The following is a 20,179-nucleotide window of genomic DNA, read 5'->3' as shown; positions in this document are numbered from 1 at the left end:
CGGCCCCGCTGCCGCAGAAGGCGGGGCATTGCGCGCAGGCCGGGCGGGGCGCTATCCCTGTGCAGGACAGGGAGGATAGTCATGAAACCTATCGTGATCCTTGGGATATTCGTCGCCGATACCGCCTATCGTGCCGCGCGGCAGCCGAAACTGGGCGAGACGATTCTGGGCGAAAGCTTTGCGCTTGGGCCGGGGGGCAAGGGGTCGAACCAGTCGGTCGCGGCGGCGATGGCCGCGGGGGGCAGCAGGCCCGTGCATTTCATCACCCGTCTGGGGCAGGACGATTTCGCCGCCATCGCGCGCAGCACATGGGCGCGGGCGGGGGTGGTGCCCGAGGTGACCGAAGATCCCGAAAGCTACACCGGCGCGGCCTTCATCTTCCTTGAGGCCGCCAGCGGCAACAATGCGATCATCGTGGCGCAGGGGGCCGCCGCGCGGATCGGGGCCGAAGATGCCGCGGCGCGGGCCGACCTGATCGGCGGCGCCTCGGTCTTTGTCACCCAGCTGGAGCAGCCGGTTGCGGCGGCGCGGCGGGGGCTGGAGATCGCGCGGGCTGCGGGGGTGACCACGATCCTGAACCCCGCCCCGGCGGCCGAGCTGGACGATGCGCTGCTGGCGCTCTGCGATTATCTGACACCGAACGAGTCCGAGGCGGAGGCCCTGACCGGCCTGCCGGTGACATCCGTGGCCGAGGCGGAGGCCGCGGCCGATGCGCTCCTGTCGCGCGGGGTGGGGGCGGTGGTCATCACCCTGGGTGAAAACGGCGCGCTTTACCGCGACCGGGCGCGCAGCTTCCATGTGCCGGTGATCAGCGCAGGCCCGGTGCTGGAGACCACCGGCGCAGGCGACGCCTTCAACGGCGGTTTCGCCGTTGCGCTGGCCGAGGGGCAGGAGATGGAGGCGGCGGTGCGCTTCGGCTGTGCCACCGCCGGGATCAGCGTCACCCGCCGCGGCACCGCGGGTGCCATGCCGTCGCGGGCCGAGATCGAGGCGCTTCTGGCGCGCGCGGGCGGCTGAACCCCCGGTTTTTAGAAAACTGTCACAGAGGGGTTACAAAGAAGAAGCATAGCGGCCGCAGAAGGGAATGGCCCGGATTCGGGCTTTCCGCAACCCGAACGGGCGTAAACATGACGGTCCTGCTTCTTCTGACAATCCTGCTGGTCCTTGCGGCCGCCGGATTCGTCCTTGGCCGCCAGCGGTCGCTGGCGATGACCGGGGGAGACCCCAAGAAACTCCATTCGCTGCCGGGCTATTACGGCTGGCATGCGGCGCTGATGGCGCTGGTGCCGTCTTTCCTGGTGCTGATCCTTTGGCTGATCGTGCAGCCCCTGCTGATCGAGCGTGATCTGGCGGGCCATCTGCCTGCCGCCACGCTGGCCGATCCGGCCGCGACCGAACTTGCCCTGGCCGATGTGCGCCGCGTGGCTGCCGGTCTGGAAACCGCTGTCGGTGCCGGCGCGCTGACCGAGGCGGAGGTGTCCGCCATGGATGCCGCAACCACCGATGTCCGGGCCACTTTGGGCAAGGTGGGCGTGGCGCTCGGCTCGGCCGTGACGCCGGAAATCCTGAATGCGGCGCGCGACTACCGCGTGACGACCGCGACCGCGGCGCTGTGGCGGACGGTTGTGGTCATTGCGGTCGCCATCGCCGGTCTGGCCTGGGCGCTGAAGATCACCGGCCCGGACCTTTGGGCGCGCAACCGGGTGGAGAAGGTCGTCCTCGGCCTCCTCATCGCGGCCTCGACCATCGCCATCCTGACCACGGTCGGCATCATCTGGTCGATGCTGTCGGAATCGGTGAACTTCTTCCGCCAGTATCCGATGGCCGATTTCTTCCTGGGCCTGACCTGGAACCCGCAGTTCCGCGGCGGGTCGGAACTGGGCTTCCTGCCGCTTCTGTGGGGCACGCTTTACATCACCGTGATCTCGATGATCGTGGCGGTGCCTCTTGGTCTCTTCGCTGCGATCTATCTGGCCGAATATGCCGGACCCAAGGTCCGCGCCTGGGTGAAGCCGCTGATCGAGGTGATCGCCGGCATCCCGACCGTGGTCTTTGGTCTTTTCGCGCTGATCACCGTGGGCCCGTTCCTGCGCGATTACTTTGCCCAGCCGCTGGGTCTGGGGAATTCCGGCTCCTCGGTCATGACCGCGGGCATCGTCATCGGCATCCTGAACATCCCCTTCATCTCGTCCCTGTCGGATGACATCATCAACTCGGTGCCGCAAAGCCTGCGCGACGGCAGCTTCGGCATCGGCGCCACCCGGTCCGAGACGGTGCGTCTGGTCGTGCTGCCCGCGGCGCTGCCCGGGATTGCGGGCGCTGTCCTGATGGCCGCCAGCCGCGCCATCGGCGAGACGATGATCGTGGTCATGGGGGCAGGGGCGGCCGCCAAGCTGAGCCTGAATCCCTTCGAGGCGATGACGACGATGACGGTGAAGATCGTCGGCCAGCTGACCGGCGACACCGATTTCAACAGCCCCGAGACGCTGGTGGCCTTCGCGCTTGGCATGACCCTCTTCGTCATCACCCTGTGCCTGAACGTGCTGGCCGTCTGGATCGTGCGGAAATACCGGGAGCAATACGAATGACCGACTTTACCGCAAACGGGCCTGCCAAGCGGCACTCGGCTAGCCTGTTGGTGCCCGATGCCCGGATGGCCCGCCGCAACCGGACCGAACGGATGTTCCGCTGGCTGGGTCTGGCCGCCATTGCCGCAAGCCTTGCCGTGCTGGCGCTGATGCTGTTCACCATCTTCCGCGACGGGCACAGCGCCTTCTGGCAGGCCAAGCTGACCGTGCCGGTCACGCTGGATGCCGCGGCGCTGGACCCCAACGGCAACCGCGACCCCGCTGAGATGGCCAAGCAGACGACTGTCACCTACAACAAGGTGATCGCCACGGCCTTCGCCGCCGCATTGCGGGCGGAAGGGGTGCAGACCGACGATATCCCCGAAAAGGATGTGGACGGCATGCTGTCCAAATCCGCCGCCGCCCCCCTGCGCAACATGGTGCTGGCCGATCCGTCGCTTCTGGGCCAGACGGTCGAGGTGCATCTGATGACCTCGGGCCGGATCGACGGCTATCTGAAGGGCCGCGTGACCCGCGAAACCGCCGCACGCGACAGCAATACCTCGGTCGAGCAGCTGGTGCTGGCCGACCGTCTGATCGCGGCGGATATGCTGGGGCTGGAATGGAACTGGGATTTCCTGACCGCACCCGACGCCTCGGACACCCGGCCGGAATCGGCGGGTCTGGGCGTGGCGATCCTCGGCTCGGCCTATATGATGCTGCTGGTCCTTGTGATGTGCGTGCCGGTCGGCGTGGCCGCCTCGATCTATCTTGAGGAATTCGCCCCGAAAAACCGCTGGACCGATCTGGTCGAGGTGAACATTGCCAATCTTGCGGCCGTTCCCTCCATCGTCTTCGGGATCCTCGGCCTAGCGGTCTTCATCAACTTCATGGAGTTTCCGCAATCCTCGTCGCTGGTCGGTGCGCTGGTCCTCAGCCTGATGACCCTGCCCACGATCATCATCGCCACCCGGTCCTCCATCCGCGCGGTGCCGCCTTCGATCCGCGATGCCGCGCTTGGGATCGGCGCGTCGAAGATGCAGACGATGTTCCACCATGTGCTGCCGCTTGCCATGCCGGGCATCCTGACGGGCACCATCCTCGGGCTGGCCTCCGCTCTGGGCGAGACGGCGCCGCTTCTCCTCATCGGCATGGTGGCCTTCGTGTCCAACTATCCGGCGGCCCCGGTCGAAGGGTTCTCGGACCCCGCCACCGCGCTGCCGGTGCAGGTCTACAGCTGGGCCAGCCGGTCCGACCCCGCCTTTATCGAACGGTCCAACGGGGCGATCATCGTCCTTCTGGTCTTCCTTCTGATCATGAACGTGTCGGCCATCCTGCTGCGCCGCCGGTTCGAACGCCGCTGGTAAACAAAGGGCGGAAAGCGAGATGAACATGAACGACATGCGGATTGCCGATCGCTCTGTCGATGCGAATGCGGCCAAGATCTCGGCCCGGGACGTGAACGTCCATTACGGGGAAAGCCACGCGCTGAAGGGGGTTTCCATCGAAATCCATGACCGCGCCGTCACCGCCTTCATCGGGCCGTCGGGCTGCGGGAAGTCCACCTTCCTGCGCTGTCTGAACCGGATGAACGACACGGTGGCCATCGCCCGAGTCACCGGCACCATCCTGCTGGAAGGCGAGGATATCTACGACCGCCGCGTCGATCCGGTGCAGCTGCGCGCCAAGGTCGGTATGGTGTTCCAGAAGCCGAACCCCTTCCCGAAGTCGATCTACGACAATGTCGCCTATGGCCCCCGCATCCACGGTCTGGTCCGCGGCAAGGCGGAACTGGATGAGGTGGTGGAGCAGAGTCTGAAGAAGGCCGCGCTCTGGAACGAGGTGAAGGACCGCCTGCACGCCCCCGGCACCGGCCTGTCCGGCGGCCAGCAGCAGCGGCTTTGCATCGCCCGCGCCGTGGCGACCTCGCCCGAAGTCCTCCTGATGGACGAGCCCTGCTCGGCCCTTGACCCGATCGCCACCGCGCAGGTCGAGGAACTCATCGACGAGCTGCGCTCGAACTTCTCGGTGGTGATCGTCACCCATTCGATGCAGCAGGCCGCCCGGGTCAGCCAGAAGACCGCCTTCTTCCACCTGGGCAATCTGGTGGAATATGGCGACACCCCGGACATCTTCACCAACCCCAGGGATCCCCGCACGGAATCCTACATCACCGGCCGCATCGGCTGACGCCCGCGCGAGGAGGACAAGACATGATGGAACCCCATATCCGTTCCGCCTTCGACCATGATCTGGAGGCCGTGCAGGCCCAGGTCATGAAAATGGGCGGGCTGGTCGAGAAGGCCCTGCTGGACGCGGCCGAGGCGCTGGACCTGCGCGACGAGGCGCTGGCCGAAAAGATCCGCGCGGGCGACAAGGCCGTGGACGGGCTGGAAGAGCTGATCCAGACCGATTGTGCCCGGATCATCGCGCTGCGCGCGCCCACGGCCAGTGACCTGCGCACGGTGCTGACGGTGATGCGCATCGCCAGCGCGCTGGAACGCTCGGGCGATTATGCCAAGAACCTGGCCAAGCGGTCGCTGGTGCTGATGAATGCGCCGCCGATCAACGGCGCCCCCGGCTCGATCCGGCGGATGTCGAAGCTGGTCGTGCAGCAGCTTTCGGACGCGCTGGACGCCTATATCGCCCGCGATGCCGCCAAGGCCTGGGAAGTGCGCCGCCGCGATCAGGAAATCGACCAGATGTATTCCGGCATGTTCCGGCAGTTCCTGACCTATATGATGGAAGATCCGCGGACGATCACCGCCTGCATGCATCTGCATTTCATCGCCAAGAACATCGAACGGGTGGGCGATCACGCCACCGGCATTGCCGAGCAGGTGATCTATCTGGTCGAAGGCCAGATGCCGCAGGACGACCGCCCCAAGCACGACGCCGTGTCAGAGACGGCGGAATAAGCCCCGGAGGGAACGCATATGGCACAGGACGGACGGCCGACCGTGCTTCTGGTCGAGGATGAGCCCGCACAGCGCGAAGTCCTCTCCTACAACCTCGATGCCGAGGGGTTTCGGGTCGTCCCCGCCGACAATGGCGAGGATGCGATGATGCTGGTCGAGGAGGAAAGCCCCGATATCATCATCCTGGACTGGATGATGCCCCGGCTTTCCGGGATCGAGGTCTGCCGGCGGCTGAAGATGCGGCCGGAAACGCGGGCGATCCCGATCATCATGCTCTCGGCCCGGGCCGAGGAGGTGGACCGCATCCGGGGCCTTGAGACGGGGGCCGACGATTATGTGATCAAGCCCTATTCCGTGCTGGAGCTGATGGCGCGGGCGCGGGCACAGCTGCGCCGCGTGCGGCCTTCGACCGCCGGGGTGGTGCTGGAATTCGACGATATCCGGCTGGACCCAGAGACGCACCGCGTCTTCCGCGCCGACAAGGTGCTGAAGCTGGGGCCGACCGAATTCCGTCTGCTGACCACGTTGATGGAAAAACCCGGCCGGGTCTGGAGCCGCGAGCAGCTTCTGGACCGGGTCTGGGGTCGCGATATTTATGTCGATACCCGGACGGTGGATGTGCATGTGGGCCGGTTGCGCAAGAGCCTGATGCAGCATGGCGGCGAGGACCCCGTCCGCACCGTCCGCGGCGCGGGCTACGCCCTCGGCTGATCACATGGAGCGGGCGCCGCGGCGCCCGCCCGCCTTTTGCCTCGTCGTCGCGCTTACGCGCTCCTCCTCAGGTTTGCCTCCGGCGGGGATATTTGGACAAAGTGGAAAGCCCATTCCAGTTTGCCCAAATATCCCGGGGGAGTCCCTGAAAGGGACGGGGGCAGCGCCCCCTTACCCGGCCAGCACGCGGTCCAGCGTCTGGCAGAAAAGCTCCACATGTTCAGGGCCGAAGGGCAGCGGCGGCCGGATCTTCAGCGTATGCCCCTCCGGGCCGGTGGCCGAGATCAGGATGCCTTCGTCGCGCAGGCGGTTGACCACCCGGCCCGCCAGCGCGGGCGAGGGGTGGCCGTCTTCCAGAAGGTCGGTGCCCAGGAACAGGCCCGCGGCCCGGGTTTCGCCCAAGGCTTCGTGCTTTTGCGACATCTGCCGCAGCCGGTCTGCGAAGGTCGCTCCGGTCTCGGCGGCATTCTGCATCAGCCCTTCGTCCTCGATCACCGACAGGACCGCGCCGGCTGCGGCCACGGCCACGGCATTGCCGCCGAAGGTGTTGAAATACCGGGCGGTGTTGCCGAATTCGGCGGCGACCTCCGGCCGGATGACGAGGCCTGCGACCGGATAGCCGTTGCCCATCGGCTTGCCCAGAGAGACCATGTCGGGCACCACGCCGTGCCGCTGGAAGCCCCACATCGTGCTGCCGCAGCGGCCGAAGCCCGGCTGCACCTCATCGGCGAGGACGAGCCCGCCTTCGGCCCGGATCGCCGCGGCGGCGGGGGCGAGAAAACCTTTGGGGTCGGGCAGCACACCGTCCGAGGAGAAGATCGTGTCGACGATCAGGAGGGCGGGGCGGAGGCCCTGTTCCCGCATCCGGGCGCAGGCGTCGCGCACGGCTGTGGCAAGGCCCTGCGCGATGCCCGCGGGATAGTTTGCCGCCGTGGGCGCGGGCACCGGAAAGACGGCCGGGCCGGGCGCCACCGCGGGGCCGAGCGACATCGACAGTTCCGCAGTGGCCAGCGTCACGCCATGATAGGCGTTGCCGGTGACGATGATCCCGGTGCCGCCAGTGGCCACCCGCGCCATGCGGATGGCCAGATCATTCGCCTCGGACCCGGTGCAGGTGAACATCACATGGCCCAGCTCCGCCGGGAAATGGGCCAGCAGCCGCTCGGCATAGTCCAGAATGTTGTCCTGCAGATAGCGGGTGTGCGTGGCCAGCGTGGCGGCTTGCCGGGCGATCGCCTCGACCACGCGGGGGTGGCAATGCCCGACCGAGGCCACGTTGTTGTAGGTGTCCAGATAGCGGCGGCCTGCGGCGTCATAAAGCCAGACGCCCTCGGCCCGGACGGGGTGGAAGGGGGTTTCATAGAACAGCCGGTAGGCCGGCCCCAGAAGGCGCTGCCGGCGTTCGACCAGAGCCGCATCACCGGGCGACAGGTTGCCGGCGCCGGGACGGTAGGCGTTCAGCATGGGCGCAGCTTGGGTCATCGCAGGTCCTTCAGGTAAGATGCAGCGCACGGGCGAAGGCTTCGGTCGCGGGTCCGGCGCCAAGCGCGCGGAAGGCGGCCAGCCCGGCCCGGGCCGAGGGGGCGTTGCGCAGGATATAGGCGGCATTTTCCGGCTGGCGCGCCGCGCGCCATCCCGCGATGGCCAAAGTGGTGAACATCCGCGCGGTGATCAGGTCGAAGAGAAGCGCAACCTCTGCCGCGGTTACGGTCTGATGCCGGGCATAGCCCGACAGGAAGGCGCAAAGGCTGTCCTGCGGGCGGGCCGGGTCCACCTGATAGGCCAGCGCCACCGCCAGATCGCAGATCCGCGGGGTCAGTACCATATCGCCGAAATCGAGGATTCCGGAGATTTGCGCAGGGTCCGCTGCCGATGCCAGCACGTTGTGCGGGTTCAGGTCGGAATGGCAGACCTGTGTGGGCATGTGGCGCAGTTGCGGGCTGATCCGGGCGGTGAAATCGGCCACGAAGGCCCGCGCCTCGGCCCGCAGCGCAGGGTCGGTCAGCGCGGGCAGCAGGGGCGCCAGCCGCGGCGCCTGCTTGATGTCCCACAAGAGCACATGATCCGATGCCGGATGCGAGAAATCCGCAAGCGCCCGGGTCAGCCGCGCCAGCGCGGCGCCTGCATTGGCCGAGAGCGTATCGCTGCGCGGCAGGGCATGGACGGGCGTGCCCTCCAGCCAGGAAAACACCCGCAGCCGCCCCTCGGGCAGCACCCGCCACAGCCCGCTGCCCGAGGGCGGGATCAGCCGCGCCACCGGCACTCCGGGATCGGCTGCGGCGACATGCAGAAAGGCGCGGGTCTGGAAATCGGTCATCGCCTCCGGCTCGGCCGGGTTGGTCAGCTTCACCAGATAGGTGCCCTGATCCGTGGTCAGCCGGTGGTTCAGGTCGCGTTCCGAGGTCAGCGGAGAAAGCTGGCCGGCAAGCCCCCAGCCCTGTTGCAGATGGCGCAGCAGCACGTCGGGCGCCAGAACCGGCGGCGGGACGGAGAGAAGGGCGCCAAGCGCGCTGTCGGGGGCATCGGATGCGGTCATGCGGGCATTGTGACCACATCCCCCGTTCCAAGGCCAGAGCGGCCATGGCGCCAGTTCGCCCGTGCCCTTGCAGCCAGAGCCGGAGCGCCCGGGGCGGGTGCGTGACAGGCAGTGCCCCAGAACCAGCCCGTTGCACAGGCCAGCGCGGGCCGGTGTCCGGGTTCCGCCGGAGGACCCGCTGTCCGGCCGCGCTGGATGCCCTGCGGCAGCGAGGCGGCTTGCTCCGGCTTGTGCCCGGGTCTATGCCGGGTGCATGGGCGACTGGACCGAATTTCTGCTGGCCTCGGGGCTGTTTCTGGTCTCGCACCCGCTGCCGCAGGCCACCGGGCTGCGCAGGGCGGCGGTGGCGCGGATCGGGCGCCCGGCCTGGCTGATCCTCTATTCCGCAGTGTCGCTTCTGCTCTTCGGCTGGATGATCGCGGCGGCGGGGCGGGCGCCCTTCGTCCCGCTGTGGGAGCCGCAGGTCTGGCACCGTGTCGCGGTCAATCTGGTGATGCCGCTGGCCTTTCTTCTTGGGACCTTCGGTGTGGCCGCACCCAACCCCTTTGCCTTTGAGGGGCGGCGGGACGGGTTTGACCCCGACCGGCCCGGGATTGCGGGTATCACCCGGCAGCCGCTGCTCTGGGCCATGGTGCTGTGGGCCGGGGCGCATCTGCTGATGAACGGGGATCTGGCGCATGCGTTGCTGTTCGCGCCGATGCTGATCTTCGCGCTGGCGGGCATTGCGCTGGCGGAACGCGCCGCGCGGCGCCGTCTGGGTGCGGACTGGCCGCATCTTGCCGCACGGACAGGCCTTCTGCCGCTGGCCGCCCTGATCCGTGGCAAATGGCAGCCGCGGCGCCTGCCGTCGCTCTGGCGGTTTGCGCTGGCTCTGGCCCTCTGGGCTGTGGTCTGGCACCTTCATCCGGCGGTGATCGGCGTCTGGCCGGGGGTCTGACCGCCACAGGCAAAGGGGCAGGGCATGACGCAGGTTCCGGTTTTCGACGGACATAACGACCTTCTCTTGCGGTTGTGGAAGGCGCCGGGGCGGCGGGAGGAGATCTTCCTGACCGGCGAGGGGGTCTGGCACCTTGACTTGCCGCGGATGCGGGCGGGCGGATTCGCGGGCGGGATGTTCGCGATCTATGTGCCGTCGCCCCATGTGGGTGATGCCGGTGGCTTCATGGCGATGATGAACAATCCGCCCTATGATATCCCGCTGCCCGCGATGATCGGCCAGCCCGAGGCGGCGGCGGTGGCACTGGGGCAGGCGGGGCTATTTTCCTGGATGGAGCGCGCCTCGGACGGGGCCTTCCGCGGCTGTCGCAGCGTGGCGCAGATCCGCGCGGCCATGGCGGCGGGGGCGGTGGCGGGCGTCTTGCATATGGAGGGGGCCGAGGCGATCGGCGCCGATCTGGATGCGCTGCATGTGTTCCATGCCGCAGGTCTGCGCTCTCTGGGACCTGTGTGGAGCCGACCGACGATCTTCGGTCATGGCGTGCCGTTCCGCTTTCCGGGCGATCCGGACACCGGGCCGGGCCTGACCGCGGCGGGAAAGGCGCTTGCCCGCGAATGCGCCGCCCTGCGCATGGTTTTTGACATGAGCCATCTGAACGCGGCGGGGTTCCGAGATACGATGGCCCTCTCGGACCGTCCGCTGGTGGCGACCCATTCCAACGCCTGGGCGGTGACACCCTCGACCCGCAACCTGACGGACTGGCAGCTGGACGCGATTGCCGAGACGGACGGCATCGTCGGGCTGAACTTTGCCACCGTCTTCCTGCGTCCGGACGGCCGCGAAAGCCCGGATATGGGGTGGGAGCCGGTGGTGCGCCATCTGGACCATCTGATCGCCCGGCTGGGCGAGGATCGTGTCGGCTTCGGGTCAGATTTCGACGGGGCGACCGTGCCCAAGGGAATTGGCGATGTGACAGGCCTTCCCGCACTGATCGGGGCGCTGCGGGCACATGGCTATGACGCGCCGCTGATCGCAAAGCTGGCGCATGGCAACTGGCTGGCCGCGCTGGAGCGGATATGGGGCGGTTGATGAAAGTTGAGTCTTGACGTAGCCAACTAAATCAGTCAGGAATTGACACAACGCAGCCAAGCCCTTCGCGGGCCAGCCAGCACGATCCGACCCGCGATGGAGAATGCGATGACCCGACAGGACCGGGAGGACCGGCTCCCTTTGGCCGAGGCGCTGCGGCAGGCGGCGGCCGGGATGTTTCCGGCCCCGGTGCTGGAGGCTCTGATCGACCGCATGGGGAGGCCGGCATGAACGCGCGCGCCGAACCCGTGCTGACCCCGTGGCTGACCGCGGATGCCACCCCCGTGCATGAGGCCCGCGTCCTGACCGAGGGCGGATCCTTGGCAAAGATCGTGCTGGACGGGCAGGTCTATACCCTGCGGATCACCCGGCAGGGCAAGCTGATCCTGACAAAATAATCCGCAAGGGTTTGCACAGACCGGCCCGGGCGTTTCCCCTCAGTTCCTCCGGGGCCGAATACGGGCGGCTCGGCGACAGGCCGTCAGCCGCCCGTGTGATTTCTCTCGTGTGATTTCTCCCGCGTGTTTTCTGGCACAACCGCCCGGGGCGCCCTGCCTGTGGGCAGCGGTTCAGGCGCGTGGCAGGCCGGGCGCCGCGGTGGCGGATAGCCCGCCCGCTGCGGAATCGGGGAAAGTGCACCCAGCCGTTCCGTCTGGCGCCAGCGAAACGCGGCCCACGGCAGGCTCAACCGCCGGTATGGCTCATGTGGCGGGACATCTGGCCGCGGATTGCCGCGCGCGAGTAGTCGAAATCATGCCCCTTTGGTTTGCGCGCGATGGCCGCGCGGATCGCCCGCTCCAGCGCCGCATCCTCCGGACCGGCCCGCAGGGGCGCGCGCAGGTCAGCCATGTCCTCTTGCCCAAGGCACATATAAAGTTCGCCCGTGCAGGTCAGCCGCACCCGGTTGCAGCTTTCGCAGAAATTATGCGTCAGCGGCGTGATGAAGCCGATCTTCTGCCCGGTCTCCTCCAGCCGCACATAGCGGGCGGGGCCACCCGTGCGCTCGTCCAGATCGGTCAGGGTAAACCGTTCGGCATAGCGGCGGCGCAGGTCGCTCAGCGGCCAATACTGGTGCAGGCGGTCTTCCTCGCCCAGATCGCCCATCGGCATGACCTCGATCCAGGTCAGGTCATGGCCTTCGCGGGCGCACCAGTCGGTCAGGGTGAACTGCTCCTCCTCGTTGAAGCCCTTCAGCGCGACCGCGTTGATCTTGACCCGCAGACCGGCGGCCTGTGCGGCGGCGATCCCGTCCAGCACCTGCGGCAACCGGCCCCAGCGGGTGATGGCGGCGAATTTCGCCGGGTCCAGCGTATCCAGCGAGACATTGATCCGCCGCACCCCCAGATCGGCCAGCGGCTGCGCGAACCGCGCCAGCTGGCTGCCGTTGGTGGTCAGCGTCAGTTCCTTCAACGCGCCGGTCTGCAGATGCCGGGCCATCGCTTCGAAAAAGGTCAGGATGCCGCGGCGGACCAGAGGCTCCCCCCCGGTGATCCGCAGCTTCTCCACCCCCATGCGGACAAAGGCGCTGCAGAGCCGGTCCAGCTCCTCCAGCGTCAGCAGGTCGGCCTTGGGCAGGAAGGTCATATGCTCCGCCATGCAATAGGTGCAGCGGAAATCACAGCGGTCGGTGACCGAGACCCGCAGATAGCGGATCGCCCGGGCAAACGGGTCGATCAGGGGGACAGGGGTCAGGGGCACGGTCATCCGCTGAATCTAGGCCGGGCGGAGCCTTGCCACAAGGTTCAAACGCCGATTGCGGGGGCAGACCGCGGCAGCTATCGTCTGCCCATGATGATGCGCATGGTTCTTTTGTCTTCGCTGGCGCTGGCCCTGTCGGGCTGCGCCGTGGTGGATCGTCTGGGCGGGGGGCGCAAAAGTGCGCCGCCGCCTTCGGATCTGGCGACCGAATTCGCGCCCCCGGTCTCGGTGCAGCCCCTGGGCGCGGCGGGCTATGCGCCCGAGTCGCTGGACAAGACTTCTGATGCGGAAAAGCAGGCCGCCCTTGCCGCCCCTGCGGCCGGCGGGGAGCGGCAGCTGGGCAAGGCTGTAGTGGCGCTCGGGCCGCCTGCTGAGACCGGGCTCTGGGTGCAGACCGCGCTGGTCAAGGCGCCAGTGCAAGGCCGGGTGACCGCGCCCAACGGCAAGTCGCTGGCGGTGGAGCTGCGGCCGACCTCAGGCGCGGCGCTGATGTCGCTGTCGGCCTATCAGGCGCTTGGCGTCGGGCTGACCGAACTGCCCGAGATCACCATTTTCGCGCCCTGACCCTCGGCGGCATGGCCGGGGGGCTTGAACCAATCGCGAAATGGACGGCCCCCGACCTCTTCGGGCAAACCGGAACAGCCTTTCCACTTTGTCCAAATATCCCCGCCGGAGGCATGCGTCAGACCGGCGGGGCTCTCTCAGACTGAAAGGTATTTCCCGGCTTCCTTGCGGGCGAAGGCCTTCATCCGCGCGCCGTATTCGTCCAGAAAGCCGCGGGTCGCTTCGGCGTCATGTTTGGACAGGTCGCGCAGCCACCAAGCCACCGCCTTCTGGATGAACCAGTCGCGGTCGTCCACATAGCCCGCGGCCCAGCCCAGAATGCGGCTGCGCGCGGCCTGATCCGCCGGTTTCAGATTGTTCATCCGCGCCCAGGGCAGAGTGAAGACCAGCGCGGCGCGGCGCTGCCACATCAGGGGCGCCGTGGTCCAGCCCTCGACCTCATCCAGCCGGGACGGATCGGCCACAAGGCGGCGCCCGCCCGCATCGGCGGCATGGTCGGCCAGCGCCCAGCCATCGAACTGCGGCACCCAGGAGGCGATCAGCCGCCACACGCCGTCATCCGGGCGGATGCGGGCCTGCGTCAGCAGCTTTGCCGCCGCCACCCGGGTTTCGTGGATGTCCATGTCCCACAGTGCCGCGGCCAGCGCCACGCGGTCCTCCACGCTCATCTCCTGCCGCCATGCGGTGGCCAGTTCGGTGATGCGGGGAACGCGCAGGCCCAGAACCTCGCGGCTGGTCTTGTGATAGGCGGCTTCCTGCGCGGCATGGACCGGATCGGCCTCGGCCCGCAGGGCGGCAAGGGCGGCGTCAGGGGTCATTCCACCGTCACCGATTTCGCAAGGTTGCGCGGCTGGTCCACATCGGTGCCCTTGGCGATGGCGGTGTGATAGGCCAGAAGCTGCGCGGGCACCGCATAAAGGATCGGCGCCCAGAGCGGGTCGACTGCGGGCAGGGTCAGCGTTTTCCACGTTCCTTGCGCGGCGGTCGCCACGCCCTGCGCATCGGTCAGGAGCAGCACCTTGCCGGACCGGGCCATCACCTCCTGCATGTTCGACACGGTCTTGTCGAATAAGGGATCGGTGGGCGCCAGCACGATGACGGGGACGGCTGCGTCGATCAGGGCGATGGGACCATGCTTCAGTTCACCCGATGCATAACCTTCGGCGTGGATGTAGCTGATTTCCTTCAATTTCAGCGCACCTTCCAGTGCCAGCGGGAACATCGCCCCACGGCCCAGGAACAGGATGTCCCGCGCCTTGGACAGGTCCGCCGCCACCGCGGCCACCGCATCGGACAGGCCAAGTGCCGCATTCAGAAGGCCGGGCAGGCCGCGCAAAGATTGCAGTTGTGTGCCAAGGGTTTGTGCGTCGATCCTGCCGCGGTCCGCTGCCGCCTTCAGCGCCATCAGCGCCAGAACGGTCAGCTGGCAGGTGAAGGCCTTGGTCGAGGCGACGCCGACCTCCACCCCGGCAAGGATGGGCAATGTCAGATCGCTTTCCCGCGCGATGGAGGAGGTGGGCACGTTCACCACGGACACGACCTGCGCCACCTTCTCCTTCACATGGCGCAGTGCGGCCAGGGTATCCGCCGTCTCGCCCGACTGGCTGACGAAAACCGCCATCGAGGCGGGCGACAGCACCGGGTTGCGGTAGCGGAATTCGCTGGCGACATCGACCTCGGCCGGAAGGCCCGCGATCTGTTCGAACCAGTATTTCGCCACATGGCAGGCATAGCTGGCGGTGCCACAGGCGACCAGAACCACCCGGTCGATGCGGGTGAAGTCCAGCCCCTCGGGCAGGTTCAGTGCGGGGGCCGCGCCGCCGCCGGTGTAATGCTTCAGCGCATCGGCCATGACCACCGGCTGTTCGGCGATTTCCTTGGCCATGAAATGCTTGTAGCCCGCCTTTTCGATGCGGGTGCTGTCCAGCTGCACCCGCGTCTCGGCCCGGTTGGCGCGGCGGCCTGCGGCGTCATAGATCTCGGCGCCCTGACGGGTGACGACGGCCCAGTCGCCTTCTTCCAGATAGGTGATGCGGTCGGTCAGCGGGGCCAGCGCGATGGCGTCGGAACCCACGAACATCTCGCCCTCGCCTCGGCCGATGGCAAGCGGGCTGCCCTTGCGGGCGCAGACGATCAGGTCTTCCTGCCCGTCGAACAGGAAGCACAGCGCAAAAGCGCCGTGCAGCTGCCCCAGCGTGATCCGCGCCGCATCGACCGGGGTGGCGCCCCGGTCCATCTCGCGCTTGACCAGCAGGGCCACGGCTTCGGTGTCGGTGTCGGATTCCTGATGATAGCCGTCCGAGGCCAGATCGGCCCGCAGCTCGCGGAAATTCTCGATGATGCCGTTGTGGACCACCGCCACGGGACCGGCCCGGTGGGGGTGGGCGTTCTTGACCACCGGCCCGCCATGGGTGGCCCAGCGGGTATGGCCGATCCCGGATTTGCCGGCCAGCGGCTCATGCACCAGAAGGTCCGACAGGTTGACCAGCTTGCCCACGGCGCGGCGGCGGTCCAGCCGCCCGCCGTTCACCGTGGCGATGCCCGCGCTGTCGTAGCCGCGGTATTCAAGGCGCTTCAGCGCCTCGACCATCAGGGGGGCGGCTTCGTGATTGCCCAGAACGCCGATGATGCCGCACATGGTTCAGACCTTTGCCTTGGCGGCCTTGAGGGCGCGCAGTTTTTCAAACATCCGGGTTGCAAGGCCCGGCTTCACCACCTGCCGCGCGCGGCCGATGGCCACGGCCTCGGCGGGCACATCTTCGGTGATCACGCTGCCCGAGGCGGTCAGCGCGCCGTCACCCACGGTGACCGGGGCCACCAGCATCGTGTCCGAGCCGATGAAGACCCGTTTGCCGATGCGCGTGCGGTGCTTCATCACCCCGTCATAGTTGCAGGTCACGGTGCCCGCGCCGATGTTGGTGAATTCGCCGACATCGGCATCGCCGATATAGGTCAGGTGGCCCACTTTCACGCCTTCGTCCAGAATGGCGTTCTTGATCTCGACGAAATTGCCCACATGCACGTCCTCGGCCAGTTCGGCGCCGGGGCGCAGGCGGGCGAAGGGGCCGACATCGGCCCCGCGAGAGACGTGGCAGCCTTCCAGATGGCAGAAGCCCTTGATCTCGGCCCCGGATTCGATGGTGACGCCCGGTCCGAACAGGACATTCGGCCCGATGATCGCATCGCGGCCCACCACGGTATCCAGCGCGAAGAACACGGTTTCCGGCGCGGTCAGGGTAACGCCGTTCTCCAGCGCCTCGGCCCGCGCGCGGGTCTGGAAGGCGGCTTCGGCGGCGGCCAGCTGCTGGCGGGTGTTGACGCCAAGCGTCTCGGCTTCGGGGCAGACGACGACGCCCGCGGTCAGGCCCTGCGCGCGGGCGATTTCCACCACATCGGTCAGATAGTATTCGCCGGCGGCATTCTGGTTGCCGATCCGGGCGATAAGGTTAAAGAGCGTGCGCGCGCTGGCGCAGATCACGCCCGAATTGCACAGGGTGACGGCGCGTTCCGTCTCGCTCGCATCTTTCCATTCGCGGATCGCCAGAAGGTCGTCGCCCTGGGTCAGCAGCCTGCCATAGCGGCCGGGATCGGCGGCTTCGAAGCCAAGGACCACGACGGCATGGCGGGCGCGGGCCGCCAGCATGGCCTCCAGCGTCTCGGGGCGGATGAAGGGGGTGTCGCCGTAAAGGACGATCACCTCGCCCGGCGCGTCGGCCAGAAGGGCGCGGGCCTGATCCACGGCATGGCCGGTGCCTTTCTGCTCCTCCTGCAACACGACCAGCGCGTCCTCGTCGTAGTTGCGGGCGGCGCGCGCGACCTCCTCGGCGCCGTGGCCGGTCACCACGACCGTGCGGTCGGGCGACAGGCTGGCCGCCGCCGCCATGGCATGATGCAGAAGCGGCGCCGCCGCCACCCGGTGCAGGACCTTGGGAAGGTCCGAATTCATCCGCGTGCCCTGACCTGCCGCCAGGATGATAACCGACGCCTGCATTCTGCCCCTTTCTTTTCAATTCCCGCCGTTCTACGCGGGGCAGGCGGTGCCGCCAAGGGGGGCGGCTGTCACAGAGGATTGCGGCATGTTGCAGAGCGGGTCTTGCGTGGTTTTCGATCTGGACGGCACGCTGGCCGACACCTCGGCCGATCTGCTGGCCGCCGCGAATGCCTGTTTCCGCGCCATGGGCGAGGGGGATCTGCTGGGGCCGGAGGACAGTCTTGTGGCCTTCCACGGCGGACGGGCCATGCTGCGCGCAGGTTTCGCCCGGCTGGGGCGCCCGGCGGAGGAGGCGACGGTGGATCTGTGGTATCCGCGTCTGCTGGAGGCCTATCGCGGGGCGATTGCCGTCCATACCCGGATGTATCCTGGCGCGGTCGAGGCGGTGGAGGCCCTGCGCAGGGCGGGCCATGCCGTGACGATCTGCACCAACAAGCCCGAGGCTTTGGCCGAGATGCTGATGCGCGCCCTTGGCGTGCGCGACCTGTTCGGCGCATTGGTGGGCGCCGATACGCTGCCGCTGCGCAAACCCGATCCGGCGCCCTATCATTTGGCGGTCAGCCGGGCGGGCGGCGAGGTGGGGCGGTCGATGATCCTGGGCGATACCGAGACGGATCTGAAGACGGCCCGCGCCGTGGGGGTGCCCTGTGCGCTGGTCAGCTTCGGACCGGAGGGCGCAGGCATCGCACGGCTGGCGCCCGATGCGCTGCTGGACCGCTACGAAGATCTGCCGGCGCTGGCGGCCCGGCTGCTGGCCTAGGGGTCAGAGAAAGTTCCGTTCGCAGAACCGGGCGGTGCTGTCGAATTCCTTGGCCAGCTGCAACAGGCTTCGGGTCCGCACGATCTTTTCGCTGCGTTGTTCGACGGCACGCATCTTCTGGTTCTGGGTGCCCGGCACATGCTCCAGCATCAGGACGGCGGCGGTCATCGCCGCCTCGACATCCCGGGGCGAGAGATAGCCCTCTTCGTTCAGCACCACCGAGATGACGAGCAGCATCGACACGCAATGCAGCGCCTGCGCGGCGCGGCCCTCGATCACAAGGTCAGCCTTGGCCGGGGCCGCGGCCCCCAGCGACAGGGCCAGTGCGGCCACAGCCGCGAAACGGTTGAAACGCATACTTTCCACGACTCTGCTTCCAGGTGCTGCCAGCCTTGCATGGGGAAGGGATGCCGCCAAGGGGCGGGGGCGGGCGCGGATGAAAAAAGGCGGCCCCGGAGGGCCGCCAGAGGACAGGGAGGGAAGAGACGGGAAGAAAGGCCTAAAGGAAATTCTGCTGGCACCAGGGTGCCGTCTTGTCGAATTCGTTCATCAGCTGCGGCAGGCTGCGGCTGGCAAAGATCTTCTCGAACCGTTGCGCCATGGCCTGCACCTTCTGGTCATCGGTGCCGGGGACGTAATCCAGCATCTTCACCGCGGCGGTCTGTGCCCAGCTGTAGTCCGACCGGTTGATATAGCCGCCCTGATACAGCTCTTCCGAAACCATGTAGAGCAGGGCGGAACAATGCAGCGCCTGCGCGGCCCGGCCCGAGATCACCAGATCGGCGCGGGCGGGCAGGCTAGCCGACAGGCCAAGCGCAAGGGTGGCGGCGGCAAGGGGAAGAATACGCATGGAAATGTCTTTCGGACAGGGAAACGGGATCAGGGCAGAAGGGCGGCGCTGACGGGCAGCGACAGGCCAAGCGCCAGCGCGAAGGCGGCGGCGGCGAAGACGGTCGCCTCGGGGTGGCGCAGCGCGCGGCGCAGGGCCTTTGCGGCGGGGCGGTTCGGTCTGCGGCGCATCGGCGGGTCCTTTCGGTGTCGGCGTCTTCGGTCTGTCCCCTGATACCGCGCCCTGCGCTGCGGCACCCGTGACAAAGGCCGTCATGATCCGGTCATTTGACAGGGCACCGGGCGGCGCCTAGTGTCCCGGCTTCTTGGCCTGTTCCACCGGAGTGTGCGTCGTGATCGGTTCCTCTGCCTCGCGCCATGGCGTGCTGTTTGTGCTGATCACCGTGTTTCTGGACATGGTGGGCTATGGCCTGATCATCCCCGTGCTGCCCAAACTGATCGAGGAGGTCGGCCATATGGGTCTGGCCGATGCCTCGGTCATGGCGGGCTGGATGTTCGCCGCCTTTTCGGTGGCGCATTTCCTGTGCGCGCCTCTGGCGGGCAACCTCTCGGACCGGTTTGGCCGCCGCCCGATGCTTCTTCTGGCGATCTTCGGGCTGGGCTGCGATTTTCTGCTGTCGGCCTGGGCGCCCACGTTGTTCTGGCTGTTCGTGGGCCGGGTGCTGACCGGGGTTTGCGGGGCCAGCTGGGTGATCGCCAATGCCTATATCGCCGACATCACCACGCCCGACGAACGCGCCAAAGCCTTTGGCATGATGGGCGCGGCCTTTGGCCTGGGCTTTGTCATCGGGCCGGGGATCGGCGGCATGCTGGGGGAATTCGGCACCCGGGTGCCTTTCATCGCCGCGGCCTGCATCTCGCTCTTGAACTTTGCCTATGGCTGGTTCGTCCTGCGCGAGTCGCTGGCGCCCGAGAACCGCCGCCCCTTCGATTGGCGCCGCGCCAATCCGTTCGGGGCCTTCCGGGTCTTCCGCAGCTATCCGGGCGTCCTGCCGATGTGCCTTGTGCTGGGCCTCTTCTTCTTCGCCTCTTCCGTCTATCAGGCGATCTGGACCTTCTGGGGCATGGCGAAATTCGGCTGGGGCGAGGGGATGGTGGGCCTGACGCTGACCATCTTCGGGCTGATCATGGCAGGGTTTCAGGGCGGTCTGACCGGCCCCTTCGTCAAACGCTTCGGCGAGGCGCAGACGGTGGCCATCGGTCTGGTCTGCGCGATCATAGCGGCGGCGGGCTACGGGGTGGCGGGCTCGCTGGCCTTTGTGGTGGTGCTGATGCTGGTCCACGGACCCGAGGGGTTTGTCCACCCGCTCCTGACCTCGATGCTGACGAAACGGGTGCCCGAGGATGCGCAGGGTGAATTGCAGGGCGGGATTTCCGCCATCATGAGCGTGGCCATGCTGGCGGGCACCGTCACCTTCAGCCAGGTCTTCGGCTTTTACTGGGCCGATGACCGGGAATGGCGGTCGCCCGACGTGGCCTATTGGCTGGCGGCCGGTTGCCTTGCCCTGACGCTGGTGCTTTACCTGCGGCTGAAAAAGGACAGCCCGCAGGACGCCTGA

22 protein-coding genes are annotated in these 20,179 nt (G+C 67.5%); 13 read left to right on the top strand and 9 right to left on the bottom strand.

All coding sequences use genetic code 11. The annotated features are described in order from the left end of the window. Positions 1-81: 81 nt before the first annotated feature. The 6 genes from ACO2Q5_RS02220 to phoB all read left to right on the top strand — a co-directional run bounded on the left by ACO2Q5_RS02220 (position 82) and on the right by phoB (position 6,196). Positions 82-1,017, top strand: a complete 936-nt coding sequence (locus tag ACO2Q5_RS02220) for a ribokinase (RefSeq protein ID WP_423287943.1) — start codon at positions 82-84, stop codon at positions 1,015-1,017. 110 nt (positions 1,018-1,127) lie between these two features. Next, a complete protein-coding gene (pstC, locus tag ACO2Q5_RS02215) occupies positions 1,128-2,588 on the top strand; it encodes a phosphate ABC transporter permease subunit PstC (protein WP_423287942.1) in 1,461 nt (486 codons plus the stop codon). Continuing rightward, complete coding sequence (pstA, locus tag ACO2Q5_RS02210; RefSeq protein ID WP_423287941.1) at positions 2,585-3,934, top strand: phosphate ABC transporter permease PstA; 1,350 nt, start codon at positions 2,585-2,587, stop codon at positions 3,932-3,934. The genes pstC and pstA overlap by 4 nt, the downstream gene beginning before the upstream one ends. Positions 3,935-3,959: 25 nt before the next feature. Next, on the top strand, positions 3,960-4,757 hold the full coding sequence (gene pstB, locus ACO2Q5_RS02205; RefSeq protein WP_423288001.1) for a phosphate ABC transporter ATP-binding protein PstB: 798 nt from the start codon (positions 3,960-3,962) through the stop codon (positions 4,755-4,757). Between the two features lie 23 nt (positions 4,758-4,780). Further along, positions 4,781-5,485 (top strand): phosphate signaling complex protein PhoU, encoded by a 705-nt coding sequence (gene phoU / locus ACO2Q5_RS02200; RefSeq protein ID WP_423287940.1) that lies wholly within the window; start codon positions 4,781-4,783, stop codon positions 5,483-5,485. 18 nt (positions 5,486-5,503) lie between these two features. After that, positions 5,504-6,196 (top strand): phosphate regulon transcriptional regulator PhoB, encoded by a 693-nt coding sequence (gene phoB / locus ACO2Q5_RS02195; RefSeq protein WP_423287939.1) that lies wholly within the window; start codon positions 5,504-5,506, stop codon positions 6,194-6,196. Positions 6,197-6,367: 171 nt separating this feature from the next. On the opposite strand, the gene ACO2Q5_RS02190 is transcribed toward phoB, so the two are convergent. Together ACO2Q5_RS02190 and ACO2Q5_RS02185 are read right to left on the bottom strand one after the other, a co-directional pair. Beyond that, on the bottom strand, positions 6,368-7,678 hold the full coding sequence (locus tag ACO2Q5_RS02190; protein ID WP_423287938.1) for an aspartate aminotransferase family protein: 1,311 nt from the start codon (positions 7,676-7,678) through the stop codon (positions 6,368-6,370). A 10-nt stretch (positions 7,679-7,688) separates the two neighbouring features. After that, on the bottom strand, positions 7,689-8,732 hold the full coding sequence (locus ACO2Q5_RS02185; protein ID WP_423287937.1) for a phosphotransferase: 1,044 nt from the start codon (positions 8,730-8,732) through the stop codon (positions 7,689-7,691). Between the two features lie 253 nt (positions 8,733-8,985). Between ACO2Q5_RS02185 and ACO2Q5_RS02180 the strand changes: the two genes are divergently transcribed. From ACO2Q5_RS02180 to ACO2Q5_RS02165, 4 genes are all read left to right on the top strand, one after another. Further along, positions 8,986-9,669 (top strand): NnrU family protein, encoded by a 684-nt coding sequence (locus tag ACO2Q5_RS02180; RefSeq protein ID WP_423287936.1) that lies wholly within the window; start codon positions 8,986-8,988, stop codon positions 9,667-9,669. Between the two features lie 24 nt (positions 9,670-9,693). Beyond that, complete coding sequence (locus ACO2Q5_RS02175; RefSeq protein ID WP_423287935.1) at positions 9,694-10,758, top strand: dipeptidase; 1,065 nt, start codon at positions 9,694-9,696, stop codon at positions 10,756-10,758. Between the two features lie 108 nt (positions 10,759-10,866). Beyond that, positions 10,867-10,989, top strand: a complete 123-nt coding sequence (locus ACO2Q5_RS02170; protein ID WP_423287934.1) for a hypothetical protein — start codon at positions 10,867-10,869, stop codon at positions 10,987-10,989. Next, positions 10,986-11,156: a hemin uptake protein HemP gene (locus ACO2Q5_RS02165; RefSeq protein ID WP_423287933.1), complete on the top strand. Its 171-nt coding sequence runs from the start codon at positions 10,986-10,988 to the stop codon at positions 11,154-11,156. The genes ACO2Q5_RS02170 and ACO2Q5_RS02165 overlap by 4 nt, the downstream gene beginning before the upstream one ends. A gap of 286 nt (positions 11,157-11,442) precedes the next feature. On the opposite strand, the gene moaA is transcribed toward ACO2Q5_RS02165, so the two are convergent. Continuing rightward, positions 11,443-12,462, bottom strand: coding sequence for a GTP 3',8-cyclase MoaA (moaA, locus tag ACO2Q5_RS02160; protein ID WP_423287932.1), 1,020 nt, complete (start codon positions 12,460-12,462; stop codon positions 11,443-11,445). A gap of 96 nt (positions 12,463-12,558) precedes the next feature. Here moaA and ACO2Q5_RS02155 point away from each other — a divergent pair, with 96 nt between their 5' ends. Then, entirely contained in the window at positions 12,559-13,020 is a 462-nt protein-coding gene (locus ACO2Q5_RS02155; protein WP_423287931.1) for a hypothetical protein, read from the top strand. Positions 13,021-13,157: 137 nt separating this feature from the next. On the opposite strand, the gene ACO2Q5_RS02150 is transcribed toward ACO2Q5_RS02155, so the two are convergent. The 3 genes from ACO2Q5_RS02150 to glmU are packed head-to-tail and all read right to left on the bottom strand — an operon-like array spanning position 13,158 to position 17,011. Next, positions 13,158-13,838 carry a DNA alkylation repair protein gene (locus ACO2Q5_RS02150; RefSeq protein ID WP_423287930.1) on the bottom strand — a complete coding sequence of 227 codons (681 nt, stop codon included), beginning with the start codon at positions 13,836-13,838 and terminating at the stop codon, positions 13,158-13,160. Then, entirely contained in the window at positions 13,835-15,658 is a 1,824-nt protein-coding gene (glmS, locus tag ACO2Q5_RS02145) for a glutamine--fructose-6-phosphate transaminase (isomerizing) (protein ID WP_423287929.1), read from the bottom strand. Before glmS ends, ACO2Q5_RS02150 begins: the two co-directional genes overlap by 4 nt. Before the next feature lie 3 nt (positions 15,659-15,661). Continuing rightward, a complete protein-coding gene (gene glmU, locus ACO2Q5_RS02140) occupies positions 15,662-17,011 on the bottom strand; it encodes a bifunctional UDP-N-acetylglucosamine diphosphorylase/glucosamine-1-phosphate N-acetyltransferase GlmU (protein ID WP_423287928.1) in 1,350 nt (449 codons plus the stop codon). Positions 17,012-17,099: 88 nt separating this feature from the next. On the opposite strand from glmU, the gene ACO2Q5_RS02135 reads away from it, so the two are divergent. Then, positions 17,100-17,771, top strand: a complete 672-nt coding sequence (locus ACO2Q5_RS02135; RefSeq protein WP_423288000.1) for an HAD-IA family hydrolase — start codon at positions 17,100-17,102, stop codon at positions 17,769-17,771. Positions 17,772-17,774: 3 nt separating this feature from the next. Here ACO2Q5_RS02135 and ACO2Q5_RS02130 read toward each other — a convergent pair whose 3' ends face one another. From ACO2Q5_RS02130 to ACO2Q5_RS02120, 3 genes are all read right to left on the bottom strand, one after another. Continuing rightward, positions 17,775-18,137, bottom strand: a complete 363-nt coding sequence (locus ACO2Q5_RS02130) for a hypothetical protein (protein WP_423287927.1) — start codon at positions 18,135-18,137, stop codon at positions 17,775-17,777. Positions 18,138-18,270: 133 nt separating this feature from the next. Next, positions 18,271-18,621 (bottom strand): hypothetical protein, encoded by a 351-nt coding sequence (locus ACO2Q5_RS02125; protein WP_423287926.1) that lies wholly within the window; start codon positions 18,619-18,621, stop codon positions 18,271-18,273. Between the two features lie 29 nt (positions 18,622-18,650). Continuing rightward, positions 18,651-18,791 (bottom strand): hypothetical protein, encoded by a 141-nt coding sequence (locus ACO2Q5_RS02120; protein WP_423287925.1) that lies wholly within the window; start codon positions 18,789-18,791, stop codon positions 18,651-18,653. A 161-nt stretch (positions 18,792-18,952) separates the two neighbouring features. On the opposite strand from ACO2Q5_RS02120, the gene ACO2Q5_RS02115 reads away from it, so the two are divergent. Beyond that, on the top strand, positions 18,953-20,179 hold the full coding sequence (locus ACO2Q5_RS02115) for a TCR/Tet family MFS transporter (RefSeq protein ID WP_423287924.1): 1,227 nt from the start codon (positions 18,953-18,955) through the stop codon (positions 20,177-20,179).

The organism is Neotabrizicola sp. VNH66 (assembly GCF_049445895.1).
Lineage (GTDB): Bacteria > Pseudomonadota > Alphaproteobacteria > Rhodobacterales > Rhodobacteraceae > Pseudogemmobacter.
This window is presented reverse-complemented; position numbering and strand designations above follow the sequence as displayed.

What these genes read in the sequence shown, in the direction of transcription:
- ACO2Q5_RS02220 (WP_423287943.1), top strand. Translation starts at nt 82, where the DNA reads ATGAAACCTATCGTGATCCTTGGGATATTCGTCGCCGATACCGCCTAT.
- pstC (WP_423287942.1), top strand. Translation starts at nt 1,128, where the DNA reads ATGACGGTCCTGCTTCTTCTGACAATCCTGCTGGTCCTTGCGGCCGCC.
- pstA (WP_423287941.1), top strand. Translation starts at nt 2,585, where the DNA reads ATGACCGACTTTACCGCAAACGGGCCTGCCAAGCGGCACTCGGCTAGC.
- pstB (WP_423288001.1), top strand. Translation starts at nt 3,960, where the DNA reads ATGAACGACATGCGGATTGCCGATCGCTCTGTCGATGCGAATGCGGCC.
- phoU (WP_423287940.1), top strand. Translation starts at nt 4,781, where the DNA reads ATGATGGAACCCCATATCCGTTCCGCCTTCGACCATGATCTGGAGGCC.
- phoB (WP_423287939.1), top strand. Translation starts at nt 5,504, where the DNA reads ATGGCACAGGACGGACGGCCGACCGTGCTTCTGGTCGAGGATGAGCCC.
- ACO2Q5_RS02190 (WP_423287938.1), bottom strand. Translation starts at nt 7,678, where the DNA reads ATGACCCAAGCTGCGCCCATGCTGAACGCCTACCGTCCCGGCGCCGGC.
- ACO2Q5_RS02185 (WP_423287937.1), bottom strand. Translation starts at nt 8,732, where the DNA reads ATGACCGCATCCGATGCCCCCGACAGCGCGCTTGGCGCCCTTCTCTCC.
- ACO2Q5_RS02180 (WP_423287936.1), top strand. Translation starts at nt 8,986, where the DNA reads ATGGGCGACTGGACCGAATTTCTGCTGGCCTCGGGGCTGTTTCTGGTC.
- ACO2Q5_RS02175 (WP_423287935.1), top strand. Translation starts at nt 9,694, where the DNA reads ATGACGCAGGTTCCGGTTTTCGACGGACATAACGACCTTCTCTTGCGG.
- ACO2Q5_RS02170 (WP_423287934.1), top strand. Translation starts at nt 10,867, where the DNA reads ATGACCCGACAGGACCGGGAGGACCGGCTCCCTTTGGCCGAGGCGCTG.
- ACO2Q5_RS02165 (WP_423287933.1), top strand. Translation starts at nt 10,986, where the DNA reads ATGAACGCGCGCGCCGAACCCGTGCTGACCCCGTGGCTGACCGCGGAT.
- moaA (WP_423287932.1), bottom strand. Translation starts at nt 12,462, where the DNA reads ATGACCGTGCCCCTGACCCCTGTCCCCCTGATCGACCCGTTTGCCCGG.
- ACO2Q5_RS02155 (WP_423287931.1), top strand. Translation starts at nt 12,559, where the DNA reads ATGGTTCTTTTGTCTTCGCTGGCGCTGGCCCTGTCGGGCTGCGCCGTG.
- ACO2Q5_RS02150 (WP_423287930.1), bottom strand. Translation starts at nt 13,838, where the DNA reads ATGACCCCTGACGCCGCCCTTGCCGCCCTGCGGGCCGAGGCCGATCCG.
- glmS (WP_423287929.1), bottom strand. Translation starts at nt 15,658, where the DNA reads ATGTGCGGCATCATCGGCGTTCTGGGCAATCACGAAGCCGCCCCCCTG.
- glmU (WP_423287928.1), bottom strand. Translation starts at nt 17,011, where the DNA reads ATGCAGGCGTCGGTTATCATCCTGGCGGCAGGTCAGGGCACGCGGATG.
- ACO2Q5_RS02125 (WP_423287926.1), bottom strand. Translation starts at nt 18,621, where the DNA reads ATGCGTATTCTTCCCCTTGCCGCCGCCACCCTTGCGCTTGGCCTGTCG.
- ACO2Q5_RS02120 (WP_423287925.1), bottom strand. Translation starts at nt 18,791, where the DNA reads ATGCGCCGCAGACCGAACCGCCCCGCCGCAAAGGCCCTGCGCCGCGCG.